This window comes from Leifsonia sp. 563, from assembly GCF_040545055.1.
In the GTDB taxonomy this organism is placed as follows: domain Bacteria; phylum Actinomycetota; class Actinomycetes; order Actinomycetales; family Microbacteriaceae; genus Leifsonia.
Genome location: NZ_JBEPLE010000002.1, coordinates 618,823 through 639,462, shown reverse-complemented (window position 1 = coordinate 639,462; position 20,640 = coordinate 618,823). Strand labels below are relative to the sequence as shown.

The 20,640-nt window shown below is 69.5% G+C and carries 18 protein-coding genes and 1 tRNA gene; 4 read left to right on the top strand and 15 right to left on the bottom strand.

Annotated elements, in window-relative coordinates; translation table 11 throughout:
- Positions 1 to 7 precede the first annotated feature (7 nt).
- On the bottom strand, positions 8 to 1,453 hold the full coding sequence (locus tag ABIC47_RS10000; protein WP_354479926.1) for a family 43 glycosylhydrolase: 1,446 nt from the start codon (positions 1,451 to 1,453) through the stop codon (positions 8 to 10).
- A gap of 125 nt (positions 1,454 to 1,578) precedes the next feature.
- Between ABIC47_RS10000 and ABIC47_RS09995 the strand changes: the two genes are divergently transcribed.
- Positions 1,579 to 2,532: a glycoside hydrolase family protein gene (locus ABIC47_RS09995; protein WP_354479923.1), complete on the top strand. Its 954-nt coding sequence runs from the start codon at positions 1,579 to 1,581 to the stop codon at positions 2,530 to 2,532.
- Here the strand turns inward: ABIC47_RS09995 and ABIC47_RS09990 are convergent.
- The 3 genes from ABIC47_RS09990 to ABIC47_RS09980 are packed head-to-tail and all read right to left on the bottom strand — an operon-like array spanning position 2,529 to position 5,331.
- A complete protein-coding gene (locus ABIC47_RS09990) occupies positions 2,529 to 3,725 on the bottom strand; it encodes a low temperature requirement protein A (protein ID WP_354479919.1) in 1,197 nt (398 codons plus the stop codon). The two genes, ABIC47_RS09995 and ABIC47_RS09990, sit on opposite strands and share 4 nt — an antisense overlap.
- On the bottom strand, positions 3,722 to 4,555 hold the full coding sequence (locus tag ABIC47_RS09985; RefSeq protein ID WP_354479916.1) for an SDR family NAD(P)-dependent oxidoreductase: 834 nt from the start codon (positions 4,553 to 4,555) through the stop codon (positions 3,722 to 3,724). The genes ABIC47_RS09990 and ABIC47_RS09985 overlap by 4 nt, the downstream gene beginning before the upstream one ends.
- Entirely contained in the window at positions 4,552 to 5,331 is a 780-nt protein-coding gene (locus ABIC47_RS09980; protein WP_354479914.1) for an SDR family NAD(P)-dependent oxidoreductase, read from the bottom strand. The genes ABIC47_RS09985 and ABIC47_RS09980 overlap by 4 nt, the downstream gene beginning before the upstream one ends.
- Positions 5,332 to 5,453: 122 nt before the next feature.
- Between ABIC47_RS09980 and ABIC47_RS09975 the strand changes: the two genes are divergently transcribed.
- Entirely contained in the window at positions 5,454 to 6,350 is an 897-nt protein-coding gene (locus tag ABIC47_RS09975) for an AraC family transcriptional regulator (RefSeq protein WP_354479911.1), read from the top strand.
- Positions 6,351 to 6,510: 160 nt separating this feature from the next.
- Complete coding sequence (locus ABIC47_RS09970) at positions 6,511 to 6,777, top strand: hypothetical protein (RefSeq protein ID WP_354479908.1); 267 nt, start codon at positions 6,511 to 6,513, stop codon at positions 6,775 to 6,777.
- Positions 6,778 to 7,001: 224 nt separating this feature from the next.
- Here ABIC47_RS09970 and ABIC47_RS09965 read toward each other — a convergent pair.
- The 4 genes from ABIC47_RS09965 to ABIC47_RS09950 form a co-directional block, all read right to left on the bottom strand.
- Positions 7,002 to 7,075: transfer RNA gene (locus ABIC47_RS09965), tRNA-Pro, on the bottom strand.
- A 106-nt stretch (positions 7,076 to 7,181) separates the two neighbouring features.
- On the bottom strand, positions 7,182 to 7,304 hold the full coding sequence (locus tag ABIC47_RS09960) for a hypothetical protein (protein WP_354479905.1): 123 nt from the start codon (positions 7,302 to 7,304) through the stop codon (positions 7,182 to 7,184).
- Positions 7,305 to 7,539: 235 nt separating this feature from the next.
- Complete coding sequence (locus ABIC47_RS09955) at positions 7,540 to 9,150, bottom strand: chitinase (protein WP_354479902.1); 1,611 nt, start codon at positions 9,148 to 9,150, stop codon at positions 7,540 to 7,542.
- Positions 9,150 to 11,591 carry a glycosyltransferase family 2 protein gene (locus tag ABIC47_RS09950; protein ID WP_354479899.1) on the bottom strand — a complete coding sequence of 814 codons (2,442 nt, stop codon included), beginning with the start codon at positions 11,589 to 11,591 and terminating at the stop codon, positions 9,150 to 9,152. The genes ABIC47_RS09955 and ABIC47_RS09950 overlap by 1 nt, the downstream gene beginning before the upstream one ends.
- Positions 11,592 to 11,843: 252 nt before the next feature.
- On the opposite strand from ABIC47_RS09950, the gene ABIC47_RS09945 reads away from it, so the two are divergent.
- A complete protein-coding gene (locus ABIC47_RS09945) occupies positions 11,844 to 13,769 on the top strand; it encodes a hypothetical protein (RefSeq protein WP_354479896.1) in 1,926 nt (641 codons plus the stop codon).
- A 125-nt stretch (positions 13,770 to 13,894) separates the two neighbouring features.
- Here ABIC47_RS09945 and der read toward each other — a convergent pair whose 3' ends face one another.
- The 7 genes from der to ABIC47_RS09910 form a co-directional block, all read right to left on the bottom strand.
- Entirely contained in the window at positions 13,895 to 15,400 is a 1,506-nt protein-coding gene (der, locus tag ABIC47_RS09940; protein ID WP_020075328.1) for a ribosome biogenesis GTPase Der, read from the bottom strand.
- The gene (gene cmk / locus ABIC47_RS09935) at positions 15,393 to 16,064 is read right to left on the bottom strand and encodes a (d)CMP kinase (RefSeq protein ID WP_018190193.1); all 672 of its coding nucleotides are present in this window, start codon (positions 16,062 to 16,064) and stop codon (positions 15,393 to 15,395) included. The genes der and cmk overlap by 8 nt, the downstream gene beginning before the upstream one ends.
- Positions 16,061 to 17,149 carry a prephenate dehydrogenase gene (locus tag ABIC47_RS09930; protein ID WP_354479892.1) on the bottom strand — a complete coding sequence of 363 codons (1,089 nt, stop codon included), beginning with the start codon at positions 17,147 to 17,149 and terminating at the stop codon, positions 16,061 to 16,063. Before ABIC47_RS09930 ends, cmk begins: the two co-directional genes overlap by 4 nt.
- Before the next feature lie 280 nt (positions 17,150 to 17,429).
- Positions 17,430 to 18,182, bottom strand: coding sequence for a pseudouridine synthase (locus ABIC47_RS09925; protein ID WP_309857492.1), 753 nt, complete (start codon positions 18,180 to 18,182; stop codon positions 17,430 to 17,432).
- Positions 18,172 to 18,810, bottom strand: a complete 639-nt coding sequence (gene scpB, locus ABIC47_RS09920) for an SMC-Scp complex subunit ScpB (RefSeq protein WP_018190190.1) — start codon at positions 18,808 to 18,810, stop codon at positions 18,172 to 18,174. The genes ABIC47_RS09925 and scpB overlap by 11 nt, the downstream gene beginning before the upstream one ends.
- Entirely contained in the window at positions 18,800 to 19,651 is an 852-nt protein-coding gene (locus ABIC47_RS09915; RefSeq protein WP_354479888.1) for a segregation and condensation protein A, read from the bottom strand. Before ABIC47_RS09915 ends, scpB begins: the two co-directional genes overlap by 11 nt.
- Entirely contained in the window at positions 19,635 to 20,534 is a 900-nt protein-coding gene (locus tag ABIC47_RS09910) for a ParA family protein (RefSeq protein ID WP_018190188.1), read from the bottom strand. Before ABIC47_RS09910 ends, ABIC47_RS09915 begins: the two co-directional genes overlap by 17 nt.
- Between the last annotated feature and the right edge of the window lie 106 nt (positions 20,535 to 20,640).

Below are 20,640 nucleotides of genomic sequence, written 5' to 3'. Positions count from 1 at the left end.
GTTCGGGTTACTGGTGCAGGGTGTCGGCGCGCTGGTACACGTGAAGCGCCTGGAGGGTCGCGCCGCCCTCTCCGGCGAAGAATCCGAGCCGCCCGTCCGGGTGGCCGTAGATGCGGGTGCTCAGCGACACCGCCCGGTCGATGACGGCGACCAGGATGTCGTCGTCGGCGATGATCTCGACGGTGTGGCGACCGGGTTCCAGCGTGCAGGGCCGTTCCAGCTCGATCTCGAACGGGACGTCGCCGGAGATGTGCCACTGAGCATCGCCGGTCTGCTCCCGGGGCCACCGGTCGAACACGACGCGGTTCCGGCGGGGCTCCAACCGGAGGACGTAGGAGCGGTCGCCGTCATCGGTCGCCCTCAGCAGGAAGCCCGTCTCCGTCGTGTCCGGCTCGATGTCGATCTCCGCACGAGCGTAGAAGGTGTCCGGCAGCTCATCGATGGACACCGTGTCGGCGTACCCGTCCGGTGTGGAGAAGTGGACCGGCAGCGGCTCCGGGAAACGCAGCGGAACCTCCTCATCGAAGCTGTCGACGAGCTCCCGCGGGAATCCGAAGCCCAGCGTCCCGTCACCACGTTGCGTCGCCTCGAGGATCGACATGGTTCCGGCCCACTGCCAGGGCCCGTCGTCGACGTCGCCCTCCTTGGTGGCGATCCACCCGAAGAGGAACCTGCGGCCGTCCCGTTCCGCCGTCTTCGCCGCGTAGTACGCGCGGCCGTCGATGCTGTCGTGATCGGGAACGACCCACGGGCCGTCAGGGGTCCGGGCCATCCGGTACCGGGTGGTGAACGACTCCGAGAACTCCGAGTAGACGAGGTACCACCAGTCACCCCACTGGAACACGTCAGGGCATTCGTGGGTGATGTACCGGCGCGGATCCCAGAACGGCGCTGTCGGCGTCCAGGTGTACAGGTCCGCCGATCGCAGCTCCGCGATGACGCCGCGGCGACGCTCCGCGCCGTCCGCGTGACGGGCGGCGACCAGCATCCGCCACAGCCCCTTTCCGTCATCCCAGAACACGAACGGGTCACGCCAGTCAGCGGGCTCGTAGCCCGATGGAGCACCGAACGTCAGCGGGGGATGCTTCTCCCACGTCGCCATCCCATCCGAACTCGTCGCGTGGGCGACCAGCTGAAGCGGAAGCCCGTCCGCGCCCAGCCGGTGCGGGTTCTGTGCGGTGTAGAACAGGTGGACGAGCCCGTCCGGCTCCTCCACGACACTTCCCGTGTACGCGTTGAAATCGGCATCCTCGGCGCTGCCGGCCGGAAGAGCGACACCGCGGTCGTGGAAAGTCACGAGGTCGTCGGTCACGACGAGGTTCCACGGCGTCCCCGGCTTCGGCGTCTCCCGGAGCTCATGGAGGTAGTAGAGGAAGAACCTGCCGTCCTTCTCGAACGGGATGATGTCTCCTACCCAGCCGTTGGCCGGGCGGAAGAAGACGGGGCGTGGCATCGGCGTCGATGACCTTTCTGAACCCACCAGCGAGTCCTGCTAAAGCGTTTGACCAGCTCACGATAACTCAGGCTACAATTCTGGTCAAGCGTTTAAGCAAACGACGATGTCACGAAAGGTTCACGATGTTCTCTTTGCCGGACTCCTGGGTGTGGGACTTCTGGTTGGCCGACGACGGCGAGCGGCACCACCTCTTCTTCCTCTACGCATCGCGCGCGTTGAAAGATCCCGAAGCCCGCCACTATCGGGCGTCCATCGGGCATGCGGTGTCCACTGACCTGACCGACTGGACCCGTGTGGAGGACGCCCTGGTGCGATCGGACGCACCCGCGTTCGACGACCTCGCCACCTGGACGGGCTCCATCGTCCGCGGCGACGACGGCCTCTGGCGCATGTTCTACACCGGGTCGACGCTCGCACCGGATGGGGTGAAGAACATCCAGTCGATCGGCGTCGCCACCTCCGAAGACCTGTACAGCTGGACGAAATCGGCCGCGAACCCGATTCTGACCGCCGACCCGCGATGGTACGAGACCCTCTCCCCCGACTGGCACGACGAAGCGTTCCGCGACCCCTGGGTGTTCCGGGATCCCACCGGCGAAGGGTGGCACATGCTGATCACCGCGCGCGCGAAGACCGGCGACCCGTTCAGCCGAGGGGTCGTGGGACACGCGACCTCCACGGACCTGGACCACTGGGTTCTGCAGCCTCCGCTGACCTCCCCCGTCGACGACGGTTTCGGTCAGCTCGAGGTCACTCAGACCGAGTCGGCGGACGGTCAGCCGGTGCTGATCTTCTCGTGTCTGGCGGAACACGCGAGCGCCGCGCGTCGGGAGCACACCGGCGGCGTGTGGGCTGCGCCGGCCGGCGGACTCGTCGGCTCGTTCGACATCGATGCCGCCTACCCGATCACGGACGCGAGCCTGTACAGCGGCCGTCTCGTCCGCCTCCGAGACGGCTCGTGGGCGATGCTCGCTTTCCGCCTCACAGGAGAGCACACACCCTTCGTGGGCGAGATCACCGATCCCCTGCCGGTGGCGTGGGACGGCGGCCGGCTGGTGGTGGCGACGGGACTCTAGCGCTCGCCACTCGGCGCGAGAGTCGGCAGGTTGCGCTCTGCGACGAACAAAACGATGAGTACGCCCACCACGCTCGCAAGCGCGACCAGTGGAGAGAGCATGCCGAGCACGGGCGCGAGAGCGACGAAGGCCGCGGCGATCGCGAGACGGACGACATTCCAGCGGCCGAGGAGGCGTCGAGCGAACGCTGCGGTCCCCGCGAGATAACAGGCGACTCCCCCGCTGAGCGCGGCGGCGCCGAACAGTCCGAAGCCCTCGTTCGACTCGGCGTGTGCCATCGCGACCTCGAGGCCGAGCGCCGCGAGCACGATGCCACCGACCAGGGCCAGGTGGAGGTAGGTGTACGCGTCGGTGGCAGCCCGGCCGCGGTCGACGGCGGGGACAGCCATGAGAGACCGCTCGGCGTCGCCGGCGAGCCGGGTGAAGTAGGCCCACCACAGAGCGATGCAGATCAGCATCGACAACACCACGCCGAGAAGGATGGCGAGGCTGATCGGCTCGGTAGAGGCCCCTGTGCCGATACCGAGAATGGACTCGCCGAGGGCGAGGATCACGATCAGTCCGTGTCGCTCCGTGAAGTGAGCGGTGGAGCGCACCGGCCAGGCGACGCCGACGCTGGTGCGGTAGGAGACGATCGGCTCGATCACGACCGCGGCGATGGTGCACCAGATCTGCCACGGGGCACCGAGCAGGGCCCCGGCGACCAGCAGTCCTCCGGACGGAACGACGGAGAGAGTGACGGTGATCAGCGTGCGTCGGCGGAGCTCGGGGGCGGCGAGCCAGACGAAAACGATCGCGTGGGTGATCCGAGCGATGAGGTAGGCGCCGACGAACACGAGGGGGCCGAACAGGCCGTCGGGCAGGTCGTCGTAGGCCTCCAGGACGACGATACCCGCGACGACCATCGCCGTCATGCCGATGATCATGGCCACGCGGACCACGCCTTGGTCGGCGTGGGCGATGTTCGAGAGCCACCCGTAGGCGGTCCAGGCCCACCACAGAAGGGCGAGGATGACCAGCGCCTGAAGGATGCCGAGGGCGTCGTGCTGCTGCGCCATCAGGCGGCTGAGCTGAGTGAAAGCGAACACGAACGCGAGGTCGAAGAAGAGCTCGAGCGTGGTGACGCGGTCGCCCTCGCGACTCGTGACGGCTCTGATCAGCGGATCACCTGAACCCTGTTGGCGCCCTCTCATGGCGTGGCCCGGACATCGCGGCGAACGACGAAAGGCGACAGCCGCTCCCGGAACACTGCGGCGAGCCGGGCGCGGTTGCCCGGATCGAGGCTGTCGGCGCTGGAACGGACGACGTGGCCGTTCTCGAGGTAGCTGCCCGACGAAACCGCTGCGCGGCTCGCAGCGAGCACCAGCTCCGCGCCGCGCGACGCAGGGCCGCCGATGCGACCCATCATCGCGGCGCTGAGCGGGGTGTCGTTGAGCCCCGGGCACAGGGCGACGACATCGTGGGACGAGGCGGCCTCCTCCTCGGCGAGGAGCGACGACCACGTCACCGTCGCCAGTTTCGCCCGCGCGTAGGCGGCGATCGGGCTGTAGTCGTGTTCCAGGTCGACGTCGTCGAAGTCGAAGTGCTCGACGCGGTGCGCCGAGGAGCCGACGTTGACGATCCGAGCGCCCTCGGCGAGTCGAGGGATGAGGAGGCGGGTGAACAGCGCCGGTGCGAGTGCGTTGACCTGCAACGTGCGCTCGAATCCGTCGGGGGTGACGATCCGCTCCGCAGCTCCAGGAACACCCGCGTCGTTGATGAGCAGATCGATCGATCGCGCCACCGTGCCGACCCGCTCCGCTGCCGAGACGACGTCGGCCAGGCGGGTGAAGTCCGCCGAGATGTAGTGGACCTCGGCGCTCCCCGCCCGGCGGATCCGTTCGAGGGCTGGAGCCGCATCCCGCTCCGATTCGATGCCGAGCGCGATCAGGGTGGTCGCCATGCCGGCGAGTCGGAGGGCGGTCGCCTCGCCGATGCCGCTGGTCGCCCCGGTGAGGACGACCGTCCCGAACCCGGCGCTCACAGTGCGTACCCGCCGGTCGCCAGGATGTCTTCGCCAGTGATCCACGCCGAGTCGTCCGAGACGAGGAACGCAATGACCTTCCCGACATCGGCCGGCTCACCGATGCGGCCGAAGGCCGTCTTCGCTGCGAGCCCGTCGATCACCTCGGGGAAGCGCTCGAAGGCGTTGTCTCCGAGGCGGGTGCGGGTCGGGCCGGGGCTGATGGAGTTCACGCGGATCGACCGGCCGGCGAGTTCCTTGGCCAGGTACCGTGTGGCCGTGGTGAGACCGCCCTTCATCGCCGCGTACCCGGAGTAGCCGGGCTCGGTGTCGCCGGGGCGCACGGAGCTGCTGGAGGTGTTCACGATCGCGCCGCCGTCCTCGATCAGAGGCAGGAGGGCCTGGGTGAGGAAGTACGGACCGCGCAGGAGCACCCGGTAGTAGGCGTCGAACGCGTCCTCCGTCATCTCCTCGAAGCCCATCCCGCCGCCGAAACCGGCGTTGTTCACCAGGGCATGAATGCCATCCGCTCCCCACTCCGTTCTCACCACGCGGGTGAGCGCGTTCGCGAAGTCGGCGAAGGTGTCCGTGCGGCTGATGTCGAGCGGAAGCGCGACCGCCGTGCCTCCGTTCTCCCGGATCTCCTCGACGGTCCTCTCGGCGCCCTCTGGGCGCGCGTTGTAGGTGATGACGACGCCCATTCCGCGGGCGGCGATCTCAATGGCGGCGCCGCGCCCGATGCCGGAGCTCGCTCCGGTGATGACGACGATCTTCTGGTCGGATGTCTGTTCGCTCATGCTTCAACACAACCGTCAGCCCCCTGCGGCGAGTTAGGGGAATCCCATCGACTCCTTGCACAAAACTGTCATCTTCGACAGGAATGGATGCCTTCCTCGAGGGATGATGTTTCACTCTTCCCATGTCCTTCGATGAGTTCCGCGCCCTCGTGGCGCAACATGCCCCGGGTGGCGTCAGCCCGACGGCGATCCCCGGCGTGGTCGTGTCGCGGATGGACCACGGCGGTTCGCAGGACGAATCCACGACGGGAACGATCCTCGCCATCGTCGCGCAAGGCACCAAACGACTCTCGGTGGGAGGAACAGTCCACGACTACGGGGCCGGCCAGTACCTGGTCGCCTCCGTGGACCTCCCGGTCTCCGGGCACTTCACCGACGCCACCCCCGAACATCCTGCGCTCGGATTCGGTCTGGAGCTGCGCTCGGAGGTGATCGCCGAACTGATGCTGACTGCTTCGGCAGCAGAGTTCCCGCGGCCGTCGCGCGGGGAGTCCTCCCCTCCGGCGATCGCCGTCGGAGAGACCTCGCCGCGGCTCCTGGACGCGACCATCCGCATGCTGCGATTGCTCGACCACCCCCGGGACATCCCGGTGCTCGCCCCCATGATCGAACGGGAGATCCTGTGGCTGATCATGTCGGGCGACCAGGGCGCGACCGTGCGACAGCTGGGACTCGCCGACAGCAGCCTCAGCCGCGTCCGCCACGTCGTTCGCTGGATACGGGAGCACTTCGCCGAGCCGCTCCGCGTCGACGAGCTCGCCGAACGCGCCAGGATGAGCCCCTCAGCGTTTCACCGAGCGTTCCACGCGGTCACCTCGATGAGCCCGATCCAGTACCAGAAGAGCATCCGTTTGCAGGAGGCGCGTCTGCGCCTGATCGCGAACCCGGGCGACATCGGAGCGACGGCCTACGCAGTCGGATACGAGAGCCCGTCCCAGTTCAGCCGCGAGTACCGGCGCGAGTTCGGGGCGTCACCCAGCGAAGACGCGGTCGCGCTGCGTGGGTCGGCGCGGGCGTAATCCTCTTCGGGATGATGTGGCGGGTCGCCGGGTGAACTCGGGAATCCTTTCGTCGCGTCACGATCGGGTGACGTCTACGTCTCATTAGCTGGAGGGCACCCGCTTGATCCGGCCAACCTGACCGCATGCCGTGGGTGAGAATCGAAAGGCGGGAAGCCACATGAGCGCACGCGAACATTGGTTTCGGGTGGCGTTCGGCCAGCCTCGGATCGTGCACGCGGTTCTCTGGGGAATCCTGGGCGTGGGAGGCATCGCGCTCTGCGTCGATTACGCGCTACGGGGCGTTCCTCACTGGTGGGTGATGATCCTGGCTGCCACCTGGGCGTTGGCGGTCGCTGGGCTCTACCTCGTCGTCGCGCTGCGGGATCGGCGACGCCGGACGGGCGCCTATGGGCCGCCACGTATTCACCGAATCGGCGACGATTAGATTGACCTCTTAGAGGGGTGCGGATCGCTCCGCGTCCCGGGCACCGCGCGTTCCGCTCGGGCTGCGCCCCACCCGCTCCCCCAAACGCCGGCCCTCGCTGCGCTCGGGACGGCGCCCGGGGCCCCTCGCGCGCGGGGACCCCAATAGACAGCAGCGAGCAACGAAAGAGCCGGTGGGCACGTGGTCGCTTTGCGACCTTCGTGCCCACCGGCTCTTTCGTTGCGTCGGGCTGACAGGATTTGAACCTGCGACCCCTTGACCCCCAGTCAAGTGCGCTACCAAGCTGCGCCACAGCCCGTTGTCGCCGCCCGAGCCGAGGCTCCGCGCGGGGCAACTCGACCATCCTACCGTGTCGGAGAGGTGCCCCGCGCACGCCGGATCAGATGTCCCCGTCGCCCAGTCGATCAGCTCCGGCGAGCCCAGGGTGCCGCCGAGGTGACAGATGACGTCCACGCGGTCTGCGCGTCGAGCGGGTCGTCGGGCGACGCGGTGGCCGGAGCCGGCGTCGCGGTGACGGTCGACGTCACGGTCACCGTCGGTGTCGGCCCCCGCCGCGAGCGTCATCGTCTGTCTTTCGTGCCGGCAGGGATGCGGTGCGCCACCCGAAGGCACACGGATCCCCGCCGGCACTGCGCCGTCGCACCGGCCGAATGACCTGTGCGGACGGGCGCCCGGACCGCCCCGCCCCGCAGCGGGTGTCCAGGTATGAGTCGGCGACGGGGCGCGAGTGGGGGGAGTCAGCGTCCCGCCGCCGAGCTGGGTTCAGCGGCTGGAGCCGCCGATGATCTGGTCGACCTCGTCCTGGCTGAGCGGGGTCCAGGGCGACGAGTCGGGGTTTGCGCTGGCGGCCTCGGGGCTGTCGCCCTGCGTCCACCACTTAGCTTCGTAGGGTACCCCGTCGAAGAGGACGCGCTGCCCCTTGTCGTAGGCGCTGGTCCCGGCCCAGGTCGGGTACGTCCCGGCGGGCAGGGTCGGCTGCGGGATCGGCGTCTCGCCCGGGAGCACCGGGCCGACGAGCTCCCACGGCGTCTCCCACGCGTTCAGTACGGGGTTGTCGGGCACGTCGCCCTTCGTCCACCACTTCGCCTGGTACACGTTGTGGTGCCAGACGACCTTCGTCCCCTTGAGGTACGAGTTCTTCGACGCCCACACCGGGTACGGCGAGTGGGCAGGGTCGTCCGCGGTCGCCGTGGAGGTCGGCTCGGCCGTCGTGACGGCGCCCTCCCCCAGCGCGATGTGTCCGTCGAAGCCCTTCGCCAGGACGGTCGCGAACGACTTCTTGCCCTGGTCGACGCCGCTGCAGGCGTCGGAGACGACGGTCACATCCACATAGTTCGACCCGCAGGTCTTGTCGCGGTTCGCCGACCACATCGACATGCGCCCCAGGCCGTTCGACACCGCCCAGCTGTTGAAGGAGGCGGCGTCCGCGAGAGTGAACACCTCGCCCTCGATGTCGTTCTGGCCGATCATCGGGGTGGCGCCGAGCTTCGCCCACAGGCTGGGGTCGCTCTGGTGCAGCTTCGCGCGGTCGTAGAGGATGCCGAGCTGGCGCTGGGCGGCGGACACGGCGGACTCCGCGGTCTTGGCCATCGAGGTCTTCGAGTCCTTGGCGTCGCCGAAGTCCATGGTCATCACGTTGACGCCGGCGATGTCGACCTTCGCCTTCAGCATGGCGGCGATCGCATCCGTGCCGTCCGAGGTCATCCCGGTGGGCGCCACGGGCAGGGTCAGCCACACGGCGAGGCTCTTGCCTGCGGCACGGCGCTCCTGCTGCAGCGCGGCGATCGCCTCGGCGCGGCGAGCGGCGGCATCCTTGTCGGCGAGTCCGCCGCCCTCGAGGTCGAGGTCGATCGTTCCGATCTTGTAGCGGTCGACGACGGACGCGTACGCGTTCTTCAGCGCGGACGGGTCGACGCAGTGCACAGCCAGCTCGTCGTTCCGCTGGCCGCCGAACGACACCGCGACGGTGCCGCCCTGCTGCTGGAGGCGCGCGATGCGGCGGTCAAGATCCAGAGATCCACGAGCCTGGTCGAGCGAGTAGGCACCGCCCCAGCTGGGCGCGCACGGGTCCGACGGCGACGACACGACGAACGAGAGGACGGCATCCTTCGTCGTCGTGCCGCCCAGGTTCTCGAATGCGAACCGGGGCGTCGCCGTCACATCCACGTAGGAGGCGTACCACGGCTTCGCGTCGACCGCCGCGCGGGCGCTCCACCACTGCAGGCCGACCGCGCCGGCGGACACGACGACGATGGCGACGAGGGCGGCGCCGATCACGCGCCACGGCGACAGGCGGCGGCCGCTCGCGGACTCGGGAGCCTGTGCGCGCTCGACGGCGTCCGCCGAGACCTTCTTCTGGGATGCGCGAGCCATCAGGCGGCCTGCCTCTCGCCGGAGACGGACTCGGCCGGAGCGGATCCGTTCGCGGCAGCCGCTGCCTCGGAACCGTCGGCGCCGGAGCCGTCCGCCGAGTGCGCGGCAGCGCCATTCACGGCGACCTCCGAGCCCTGCAGCGGCACCTCGGCGTCCTCGGTCCGCGCGTCGACGACCGCGCCCACCCGGGCGAGGTGCGGCACCTCGCCGCCCGCGTGGCCGTGGTAGAGCACGGAACGCCAGTCGATGGATGCGGTCTGCGGTGCGGCCTCCTCGGTCGAACGGCGGCGCGACTTGTCCACGTACAGCGGCTTCGTCATCCCGATCCAGATGTCGACGATGGTGTTCCAGATGCCGATGTAGGCGACGATCGCCCAGATCGCCAGGGTGGCGTTGAACGCGGCGAACGCGGCGTTGCCCCAGTTCTGCGCGTTGACGTCACGCCACAGCGTGAACAGCGAGAAGGCGACGATCGCGAGCGGCGCGATCACGTACAGCAGCGGCGAGGCCGTGCGGTTCTTGACTTTCGGCGTGCGGGCGAACGGGATCTTCTTGCCGGTCAGCGACTGCTGGATCGACTTCAGCACACCGGCCAGGTTCACCGGAAGCAGGATGAGGTTGAAGCCGTAGATCCGGAAGATGTCGGTGGCCTTGTACCCGCTGTAGCGCAGGTCGGCCGCCTGGCTGATGAAGTACGGCAGCGCGGCGAGGAGCACCATCGGGCTGAGCAGCCGGCCGTCGTACGGGTAGGCCAGCAGGAAGATCAGGCCGAAGCTGGCCCAGCTGATCGACGCCATGTAGTTGACGCGCAGCAGCAGCTCGATGCGCGAGACGGTCTCGCCGCGGCGCTTACGCTCCTTCACCTGACGCCACAGCTTCGGGAGGATCAGCAGACCGCCGTTCGCCCAGCGGCGACGCTGCACGATCAGCGAACCGAAGTCCGGCGGGGTCGCGGAGTAGCTGAGGCGCTCCGGGTAGTTGGACAGCGTCCAGCCGTGGGTGCCCAGGTCGATGCTCGACTCGGTGTCCTCGATGACGGTGCGGTCCTGGATGTAGCGGCGCACCTCGAAGCCGCCGACGAACTCGGTCTCGACGATGTCGTCCAGCGCGCTCTTGCGGATCACCGCGTTCGCGCCCACCCAGAACGTCGCGCCGTAGTACGACTTGCCCTGGTGCAGGATGTGCTGGATGTCGGTGGTCGCACCGGCCAGACGCTCGATGCGGGTGCCGGCGCCGCGGAACGACGAGTACGGCGTCTGCGTCACAGCGACGCGGGCGTTGTCGGGCTGCTGCAGGAAGTAGGTGAGCCGGAGGCAGTACTCGCGCAGCAGGATGGAGTCGGCATCCAGGGTCAGCAGGAAGTCGCTGTCCGGGATCTCGATGTCACCGGGGCGGCGCTGGCCGGCGGCGACCGGGCTGAGGATCTGTCCCTCCGGCGTCTCCTCGACGCGGTAGGTGCCGCCCATCAGGCCGATGTAGGCGTTGAGGTTCATCGCCTTGTTCGCCTCGTGCGAGAGGGACGCCCACTTCTTGCGCTCGAAGACGGCGAGGTCGGCGTCGAACGTCCACGACAGGCGACGGTACAGCTGCGCGACGCGCTTGCTGGTGAGCGAGGCGCCCTCGGCGATCGCGGCCGAGACGGCCTCGCCGGTCAGCGCAAGGTCGTCGCCGAGAGCGCGGAGCACCTGGTCGGCGAAGAAGACGTCGACGTGGTCCTCGACGGTGTGGGCGTCAGCCTGGGCGTACAGCCACTGGGCGGCCCAGCGGTAGTGGTCGGCCAGCTCTCGCGCGGCCTCGTCGGTCGCATACACGCCGGTGTCGCCGAGCTCGTACCGCATCAGCGCGTCGGAGAACCGGAAACGCGGCTCGGCCAGCGTCGCGCTGATGTCGTGCGCGAGGTCGCGGGTCGCCTCGAGGCGCTCGCGAACATCCGGGTCGCTCGGGTCGGGGTTGTCGTCGAGGAGCAGCACGACCCGCTTGGACGGGAACTCCTGCAGGGCGGCGGAGAGCAGCGTCATCCGCACCACCTCGGGCTCCTCGGCGTACGACGGGACGAGCACGGTGATCGACGGCTGGTTGTCGGCGAAGTGGCGGTCGAGCTCGGCACGCGGCACGCGGACGTGCTTCTGGAAGCGCTGGAGCGCTCCCTGCCGTGCCACCAGATACATGAGGGCGGAGAAGGTGAGGAAGGTGACGACGACGGTGTAGCCGATGGCCTCCATCGTGAAACGGAAGTTCTGGCTGCCGCTGTCGATGAACTGGCGGATGATCGTGGTGACCACGTAGATCGCCCAGAAGAGGACGGTCAGCACGATGGCGACGCGGCTCCAGGTGATCTTCCGGTCGGAGGGTTTCGGGTGGACCGTCGGAAGCGGTTCTGTGCGCTTCTCGGAGCCGAGCTGGCGCTTTCGGGCAGGGGTGTATGCGGTTGTAGAACTCATGATCGGGTATGCGTCCTTCAGAAGACGGGAGCCCGGCCCTCGGGTGGGCACGGTCGGGTGGCTCCCGGTTGTCCACACTAGTGAGGACAATCCGGGGTACAAATACCCCTTTTAGGGTCGCCCCCTCTTTGGGGTGGCTTCCCTGTCTCCTTTCTCAGATTCGGCCGGTGTGTCGCGCTTGCGCTGATCGATCTCCATGCATATGCATCAAAGGTCGGGAGCGTGTGGGAGGGTGCGGTCTAGGCTGGCCGCATGCCGTCGCAGCCGTCACCGCAGCTGTGGCGGGGGCGCAGCCCCGGCGGAACTCTGCTCCTGATCGTGGGCCTGGTGGTCGGAATCCCCGTGGCCCTGCTGTTCGGGATGCTGCTGCTGGCTCTCGGTGTGCTCGGCGGTATCCTCGCGGCGGTCGGCTGGCTGCTCTCCGTCGCGGCGGCGTGGGTTTGGTACGCGGTGCAGCGCACCCGGCGCATCCCGTATCCCTTCGGCGCACCGCCGCCCACGACCCGACGTAACAGACGCGTCGCGCTCAGTGGCCTGTACCTGTCGCTCGTGCCGCGGACCGTCGGAGGCGTCGCACGCGTCACCGGGTGGCTGCTCTCGCCGCTCGCCCTGCTGGTGTCGCTGGTCGGGCTGTTCCTCCCCCGCTGGCGGGCGAAACCCTACCTCGCGGTGTTCACGCTGCCCTCGCTGCTGCGCAAGGTGGTCAACCTCGGTCGGAGGCGCGGACTGCTGCGCGACGGCCACGACGCGGTGCTGACCGGCTATGACGACTTCCTCGGGCGCGCGTTCCCGCTCATCCGTGACGTGCTCGACTGGTGGAACGATCCGCTCGCCGGCGACGACTACACACCGACGCCGGGACTGCCCGACGTGCCCGCGGGACTGCTGGGGCTGCCGCTGGGCCCTTCCCCCGATCCCTTGGGGCAGCCGGGCATCGCTGCCGGAGCCATGCGGCGACGGTCGATCCGCTCATTGCGGGATGTGCTGCTCAGCCAGCGCGAGATCGACGACCTCTGCGACCCGGACCTCGACGACCGCGCCGACGTCGCGACCGTACGGATCGTGGAGGTGCCGCCGTCCGGGCATTCCGGCCGGCGCTGGATCGTGCAGTTCGCGAGCACGAAGTCCTGGCATCCGCGGGCCGGCGCGGCGCCCAACGACCTCACGGCGGACCTGCTGATCGGGGCAGGCGACGAGCCGACCGTGGCTCGCGCGAGCTTGGCGGCGATGCGGGAGGCGGGCATCCGGCCGGGCGAACCCGTGCTGCTGGCCGGGTTCAGCCTGGGCGGGATGGTCGCCGCGCAGATCGCCGCCTCGGCGGTCGCCGACGGGCTCGACGTCACGCATCTGGTGGTGGCGGGCTCACCGCTCGGGCGGATCGTCGTGCCGCCGACGGTGAGCGTGCTGGCGCTGGAGCATGTGCTCGATCCGGTTCCGCGGATCGAAGGGCGGGAGAATCCGCTTCGCGGCGAGTCCGGCTCCCCCTTCCTGACGGTGAAGGCGCGGCCGCCGCTGTCGCTCGGATTCCGGATCGGAGCGCTGCACCAGTCGACCGCCTACGCGGACACGGCGGCGATGGTGGAGGCCGACCCGCCGGATCCGTCGGTCGCCCTGCTGCTCGCCGGGCTGGCGCCGTTCTTCGGGCCGGGCCAGCGCATCCACGACCGGGCCGCCGTGCGTGCGGGCGGGCTGCCGCCGCGGCCATCGGTGCCGTTGTACCTGCACAGCACGGTCGAGGAGGGCATCACGCGCGGGACGCTTCGGCAGACCGTTCGGCGACTGCCGGGTGTGATCGCGGTCGACGTCTACCAGTCGCGCAGCGGGTTCGCGACGACGATCCTGTGGAACGCCGACATGCTGGTCCGCGAGCTCGATCCGTGGCTGATCGCCGCCGGACGCACCGCGGTGTATCGCGGGCTGCTGTCGTTGCTCGCGCGGCGGCGTGCTGTCGGCATCCACCTGCGGTTGCAGGCGCGGTCGACGCCCGGGATCACCTGGGAGGCGACAGTGCAGCGGCTCTCGGACGGGCGCTGGCGCGAGTCCATCGACATCACGGTCGACGACCGCGCCGATCCGGATGCGGTGCGCCGCCTCTTCCCGGGAGGAACCGCCCCGGTCGTAGTCGTCCACGCCCCCGACGCGTTCGACCCCATCCTCGACGTGGCCCGCCAGCGCTGACGTCGCCCCTCCGCGCCGCCACTCCGCCCCACAGCCACACCGTCGAGTCCGCACAAATTGCACGCCGCGGGGCGGTTTTGTGTGCAGTTTTTGCGTACTCGACGGTGGGTGGAGGGGGGTGGGGGTCAGCGCTTGCGCTTCTCGCGGACGCGCATGTTGAGGACGATCGGGGTGCCCTCGAAGCCGTAGACCTCGCGGAGGCGGCGGATGATGTACCGCCGGTAGCCCGGGTCGAGGAACCCGGTCGTGAACACCACGAATGTCGGCGGGCGGCTCGTCGCCTGCGTGCCGAAGAGGATGCGCGGCTGCTTGCCGCCACGGACCGGGTGCGGATGCGCGGCCGTGAGCTCGGCGAGGAACGCGTTGAACTTGCCGGTCGGGATGCGGGTGTCCCACGACTCGAGCGCGAGCTCCAGCGCAGGGACGAGCTTCTCGAGGTGGCGCCCGGTCCGTGCGGAGATGTTGACCCGCGGCGCCCAGGAGACGTGCGCCAGGTCCTGCTCGATCTCCCGCTCCAGGTAGCGGCGACGGTCATCGTCCAGGAGGTCCCACTTGTTGAACGCGAGCACGAGCGCGCGGCCCGACTCGAGCACGAGGTCGATGATCCGGACGTCCTGCTCGCTGATCGGCTCGCTCACATCGAGCACGACCACGGCGACCTCCGCCTTCTCCAACGCGGTGGATGTGCGGAGCGAGGCGTAGAAGTCGGCGCCCTGCTGCAGGTGCACGCGGCGGCGGATTCCGGCCGTGTCGACGAATCGCCAGATGCGGCCGCCGAGCTCGACCTGCTCGTCCACCGGGTCGCGCGTGGTGCCCGCGAGCTCGTTGACGACGACGCGCTCCTCCCCCGCGGCCTTGTTGAGCAGCGACGACTTGCCGACGTTCGGACGACCCAGGATCGCGACGCGGCGCGGACCGCCGACCTCCTGCTTGGCGACGGCCGACACCTCCGGCAGCACCTTCAGGAGCTCGTCCAGCAGGTCCGCGACACCGCGGCCGTGCAGGGCGGAGACGGGATGCGGTTCGCCGAGGCCGAGCGACCACAGTTCGGTCGCGTACGGCTCCTGGCGTGCGTCGTCGACCTTGTTCGCGGCGAGGAAGACGGGCTTCTTGGTCTTGCGGAGCAGCCGGACGACGTGCTCGTCGGTCGACGTCGCGCCGACCGTCGCATCCACGACGAAGAGCACGGCGTCGGCGAGGTCGATGGCGACCTCCGCCTGCGCGGCGACCGAGGCGTCGATCCCGCGGGCGTCGGGCTCCCAGCCGCCGGTGTCCACCAGGGTGAACCGGCGACCGTTCCACTCCGCCTGGTACGAGACGCGGTCGCGCGTCACACCCGGAGTGTCCTCGACGACGGCCTCACGGCGGCCGAGGATGCGGTTGACGAGCGCGGACTTGCCGACGTTCGGCCGCCCCACGATCGCGAGCACCGGTAGTGCCGGCAGATAGGTGATGCCGTCGACGTCCTCGCCGGCGACCTCGAGGATGTCGAGGTCGCTCTCGTCGAGCTCGTACTCCTCGAGGCCGCTCCGCAGCGCGTTGGCGCGCTGGACGGCGAGTTCCTCGTCGAGCTCGGAAAGCCGGGTGACGAGGTCGTCGTCGCCGGTCGGCTCGTTTTCGATGTCAGACATGTGCTGCTTTCTGTACGACCTGGATGACCGCGTCGACGGTCTGGTCGAAGTCGAGGTCGGTGGAGTCGACGGTGGTCACACCGTCCGCGGCGTTCATGAAGTCGACGACACGGGCGTCGGCCTCGTCGCGTCTCCGAAGTGCCTCGCCGACGTGGGCGGCGGAATGGCCGGCCAGCTCGGCGGAACGCCTGGCCATTCTAACGGCTTCGTCGGCGGTCAGCAGGATGCGCACCGGCGCATCCGGGCAGACGACTGTCGTGATGTCGCGGCCCTCGACCACGATCCCGTCGCGGTCGGTCGTGCGGATGATGTGCCGGAACAGCCCGGTGAGGAACTCCCGCACCTCGGGGACCCGCGCGATCGCACTGACGACGGCGGTCACTTCCGGCGTCCGGATGGCCTCGGTCACGTCGGTGTCGCCGACGAACACGTGGTACGTGTCGGGGTCGGTGCCGATCCGGTAGTCGAAGTCGGGAAGGGAGTCGATCACCGCCGCGGCGTCCGTCGGGTCGACCTGCCGCTCCACGACGTACCAGCTGAGCGCGCGGTAGGCGGCGCCGGTGTCGAGGTAGGCCCAGCCGAGCCGCTTGGCGGCCGCCTTGCTCACGCTCGACTTGCCGCTGCCGGCCGGTCCGTCGACCGCGACCACGATCGTCTCGGTCATCCGGTGATCCTCCATCCACGTTCGGTCAGGTCTTCGACGGTGCGGTGCAGCACCTCGGGCAGCACCGCGATATCGGCGAGGCCGAAGGCCGCGCCGGGCGAGTGCTCCAGGCGCAGGTCCTCCATGTTCACGCCGAGTTCGCCGAGCTCGTGCAGCAGGCGCGCAAGTTCGCCCGGGCGGTCCTCCACCATCACCACGAAGCGCGAATATTTCCGGTCCTGGCCGTGCTTGCCCGGCAGCCGGGACACCCCGATGTTGCCGCCCGCGATTTCCTCCGCGATGGTGCGGCGGGCTCCCGCGGCGTCGACGTCGCCGAGGGCGATGAGCACGCGGTCGAGGTCGTCGCGGTAGGCGCGGAGGATCTCGACGATGGCGGGCGCGTTCGCCCCGAGGATCTGGACCCACAGTTCCGGCTCGCTCGCGGCGATGCGCGTGACGTCGCGGACGCCCTGCCCCGCGAGGGCGAGGGCTGTGTCCGGTGAGTCCGCCAGGCGCTTCGCCATGAGGGAGGAGACGAGCTGGGGCGCGTGCGAGACGAGAGCGACGGCGGCGTCGTGCTCGGCCGCATCCATCTCGACCGGGGTGGCGCCGAGGTCGAGGATGAGCGCCTCCACCAGGCTCACGGCTGGTCGCGGGTTCTCAGGGCGCGCGGCGACGACCCAGGGCCGGCCGATGAACAGGTCGGCGCGCGCGGACGAGGGCCCACCGCGCTCCCGCCCGGCGAGCGGGTGGCCCCCGACGTAGCGGGCGAGGTCGACCCCGGCCTCCTGCAATTCGGCGAGCGGGGCGACCTTCACACTGGCGACATCGGTGACGATGGCATCGGGATGCGCTCCCAGCTCTTCCGCGACGACCTTCCCGGTGAGGTCCGGCGGCACGGCGACCACGATGAGCGCGGGCTCCGCTCCCCCGTCGTCGAGCCGACCCGCCCCATAGTCCGCCGCCAGCCGCAGGTGCGCGGGCGACGCGTCGGCGAGCAGCACGTCGACGCCCCGGGCGCGCAGCCCGAGTCCGACGGATGCGCCGAGCAGCCCCGCGCCGACGACGCGGACGGGGCCGGAGAGGCGGGCGGAGATCTCAGTCACCCGTCCACCTTAGCCAGCGCGTGCCGCCCGTTTTCGCACTCGACCGGTCTGGGAGGAGGCTCCGGCGATATCCGTCACGGATCCCCTCCGTTTTCGGCGCGCGCCCGGCGCGGCGCGGGAGAAGTCCTCCGTTCGCCACAGCTGAGGTGAGTACGCGCAAACGGAGGAGTCCGGGGCGGACACGCCGGCGCGCGACGACGAACGGAGGTCGCTGCGGCGCGCACGCGCCGAACCTCCTCCGTTCCCGCCGAGGCTGCCGCGGGGATGAGCCGGAGAGCGCTCAGCGGTTCTCGCGCGAGATGGTGAGCAGCTGGCCCAGTTCCGCCTTCGTGAGGTCGCGCAGCTGACCCGACTTCAGCGTGCCGAGGTGCAGCGGCCCGAACTGCCGCCGGACCAGCTCGACCACCGGGTGCCCGACCTCGGCGAGCATCCGCCGGACGATGCGGTTGCGGCCCGAGTGCAGGGTGATCTCGACGAGCGAGTCGTCGCCCCGCGGGTTCGACTGCAGCAGCTTGGCCTTGTCGGCGGCGATCGGGCCGTCCTCGAGCTCGACGCCCTTCGTCAGCCGTCCGATGGTCTGCGGCGTGACGACGCCGCGCACACGAGCGATGTAGGTCTTCGTCACCCCGAACGATGGATGCGCGAGCACGTGCGCCAGTTCGCCGTCGTTGGTGAGGATGAGCAGCCCGGAGGTCTCCGCATCCAGCCGGCCCACGTTGAACAGCCGCTCCGGGTAGTCCGCCGTGAAGCGCGACAGGTCGGGCCGGCCCTGCTCGTCGCGCATCGAGCTCACAACGCCCACCGGCTTGTTGAGCATGACGTAGCGGCGGGAGGTGTCGAGCTGGACGGCCGTGCCGTCCACCGCCACCTGATCCACCTCGGGGTCGACTCGCGTTCCGAGTTCGCGGACGACCTTCCCGTTGACCGTCACGCGGCCCGCCACGATCATGTCCTCCGACACCCGGCGCGAGGCCACACCGGCGGCCGCCATCACTTTCTGCAGGCGCTCGCCCTGCATCGACTCAGCGGACATCGCCCTCGAACCCGTCCGCGCCATCCGCGAGCAACGGAGAGATCTTGGGCAGCTCGTCGATCGAGTTGATGCCCAGCTGGCTGAGCAGCAGATCGGTGGTGCCGTAGTTGATCGCGCCGGTCTCGCTGTCGGTGAACAGCTCGGTGATCAGGCCGCGGCCGAGCAGTGTCCGCACCACGGAGTCCACGTTGACGGCTCGAATGGATGCGATGGCGCCGCGACTGATCGGCTGCTTGTACGCGATCACCGCAAGGGTCTCCAGTGCCGCCTGCGAGAGCTTGGTCGGGTTCTGCTGCAGCACGTAGTCGGCCACGACGTGGTCGAACTCCTCGCGGACGTAGATGCGCCATCCCCCGCCCACCTCGCGCAGCTCGAAGCCGCGGCGGACACCGCCGCCCTCGCCGTCGAAGTCTGCGACGATCGTGGCGAGCGCCGCCCGGACACGCTTCACCGGCGCTCCGACGGCTGTGGCCAGCGTGACGACGCTCATCGGCTCGTCCGCGACCATGAGGATCGCCTCGAGGGCGCGCTCGATCTGCGCGTCCTCGACCGGCGCGGGCACTTCGGTGGTGTCGGTCACCTCGGTCGTCTCGGTCGCGTCCGCGACGTCCGTGTTCTCAACCGTCATAGTCGGCTCCCAGATTCGACAGGTTCTCTTCTGACCAGTGCTCGGCGGTCCACCTCAGCGTCAGCTCGCCGAGTGGCTCCAGCTGCTCGAAGGCGATCGCCGCCCGCCGGTACAGCTCCAGCACGGCGAGGAACCGCGCGACGACGACGCCCTTCTGCTCGGCGCCGGCCACCAGCTGCCGGAAGCTCATCGGCTCGCCGTGGCGCAGCATCCCGACGACCACAGCGGCCTGCTCGCGGATGCTGACGAGCGGCGCGTGCAGGTGGTCGAGCCCGACGACGGGGACCTCGCGCGGCGTCATCGCCAAGGTGGCGAGGGCCGCGAAGTCGTCGAGGCTGAGCGTCCAGACGAGCTCAGGCGTGCGCTGGCGGAACTTGTCCTCCAGGCGCACCAGCCGGGCATGACGGGCACCCTCGGCCTCCAGCCGCTGCGCGAACCACGCGGACGCCTCCTTGAAAGCACGGTATTGCAGCAGCCGGGCGAACAGGAGGTCGCGGGCTTCGAGCAGGGCGACGTCCTCCGCATCCACCAACTCGCCCTGGGGCAGCAGACCGGCCACCTTAAGGTCGAGCAGGGTCGCCGCGACCAGCAGGAACTCGCTGGCCTCGTCGAGGCTCTCGTCGGTGTCGAGCTGCCGGAGGTAGGCGATGAACTCGTCCGTCACCCGGCTGAGCGAGATCTCGGTGATGTCGAGCTCGTGCTTGGTGATCAGCGAGAGCAGCAGGTCGAACGGGCCCTCGAAGTCGCCGAGGGAGACACGGAAACCGGACGACTCCTCGGCGGGAACGGTCGCCGCCGGTTCGGTCGTCCCCGGTTCGCTCGTATCAGGCGACGGCGCCACGGAACACCAGTTCCCGCGCCAGCTGGCGGTACGCCTCCGCCGCCTGGTGCTCGGGCGCGAACTGCGTGATCGGGGTGGCCGCGACCGACGCGTCCGGGAACTTCACCGTGCGCGAGATGACCGTCTCGAGCACGCGGTCGCCGAAGGCGTCGACGACGCGCTCCAGCACCTCGCGCGAGTGCAGCGTGCGCGAGTCGTACATGGTGGCGAGGATGCCGTCCAGCTCGATCGCGGGGTTCAGCCGCTCGCGCACCTTGTCGATCGTCTCGATGAGCAGAGCGACGCCGCGGAGGGCGAAGTACTCGCACTCGAGCGGGATGAGCACGCCGTGGCTGGCGGTGAGCGCGTTGACGGTCAGGATGCCGAGCGACGGCTGGCAGTCGACCAGGATCACGTCGTAGTCGTTGGCGACCTTGCGCAGAACGCCGGCGAGGATCTGCTCGCGGGCGACCTCGTTGACCAGGTGCACCTCGGCCGCGGACAGGTCGATGTTGGCCGGGATGATGTCGAGCCCGGGCGTCGACGTCGTCTGGATCGCTCCCTGCACGTCCGCGTTGCGGTTCAGCAGCAGGTCGTAGATGGTCGTCGCGTCGTGCGTGTGGGCGCCGAGGCCGGCGGACAGCGCACCCTGCGGGTCGAAGTCGACCGCGAGGACGCGACGGCCGTACTCGGCGAGGGAAGCGCCGAGGTTGATGCTGGTCGTCGTCTTGCCGACGCCGCCCTTCTGGTTGCAGAGGGCGATGATCTTCGCCGGACCGTGCTGCTTCAGCGGAGCGGGCACCGGGAACGCACGCTGCGGACGGCCGGTGGGTCCGGGCTTCGTGGCGATGGATGCGACATCCATGCCCGGCAGCTCGGTCTCGACCTCGTCGTTGCGCGTCACCTGGGTGTTCCTCGTCCCTCTCGTGGCCGGTCTTTCAAGGGGACAGTCTATCCGCGCCGTGCCCCGCTTGCGGGGCGCGCGCCCGGCGGTTCGGTACGCTGGCGGC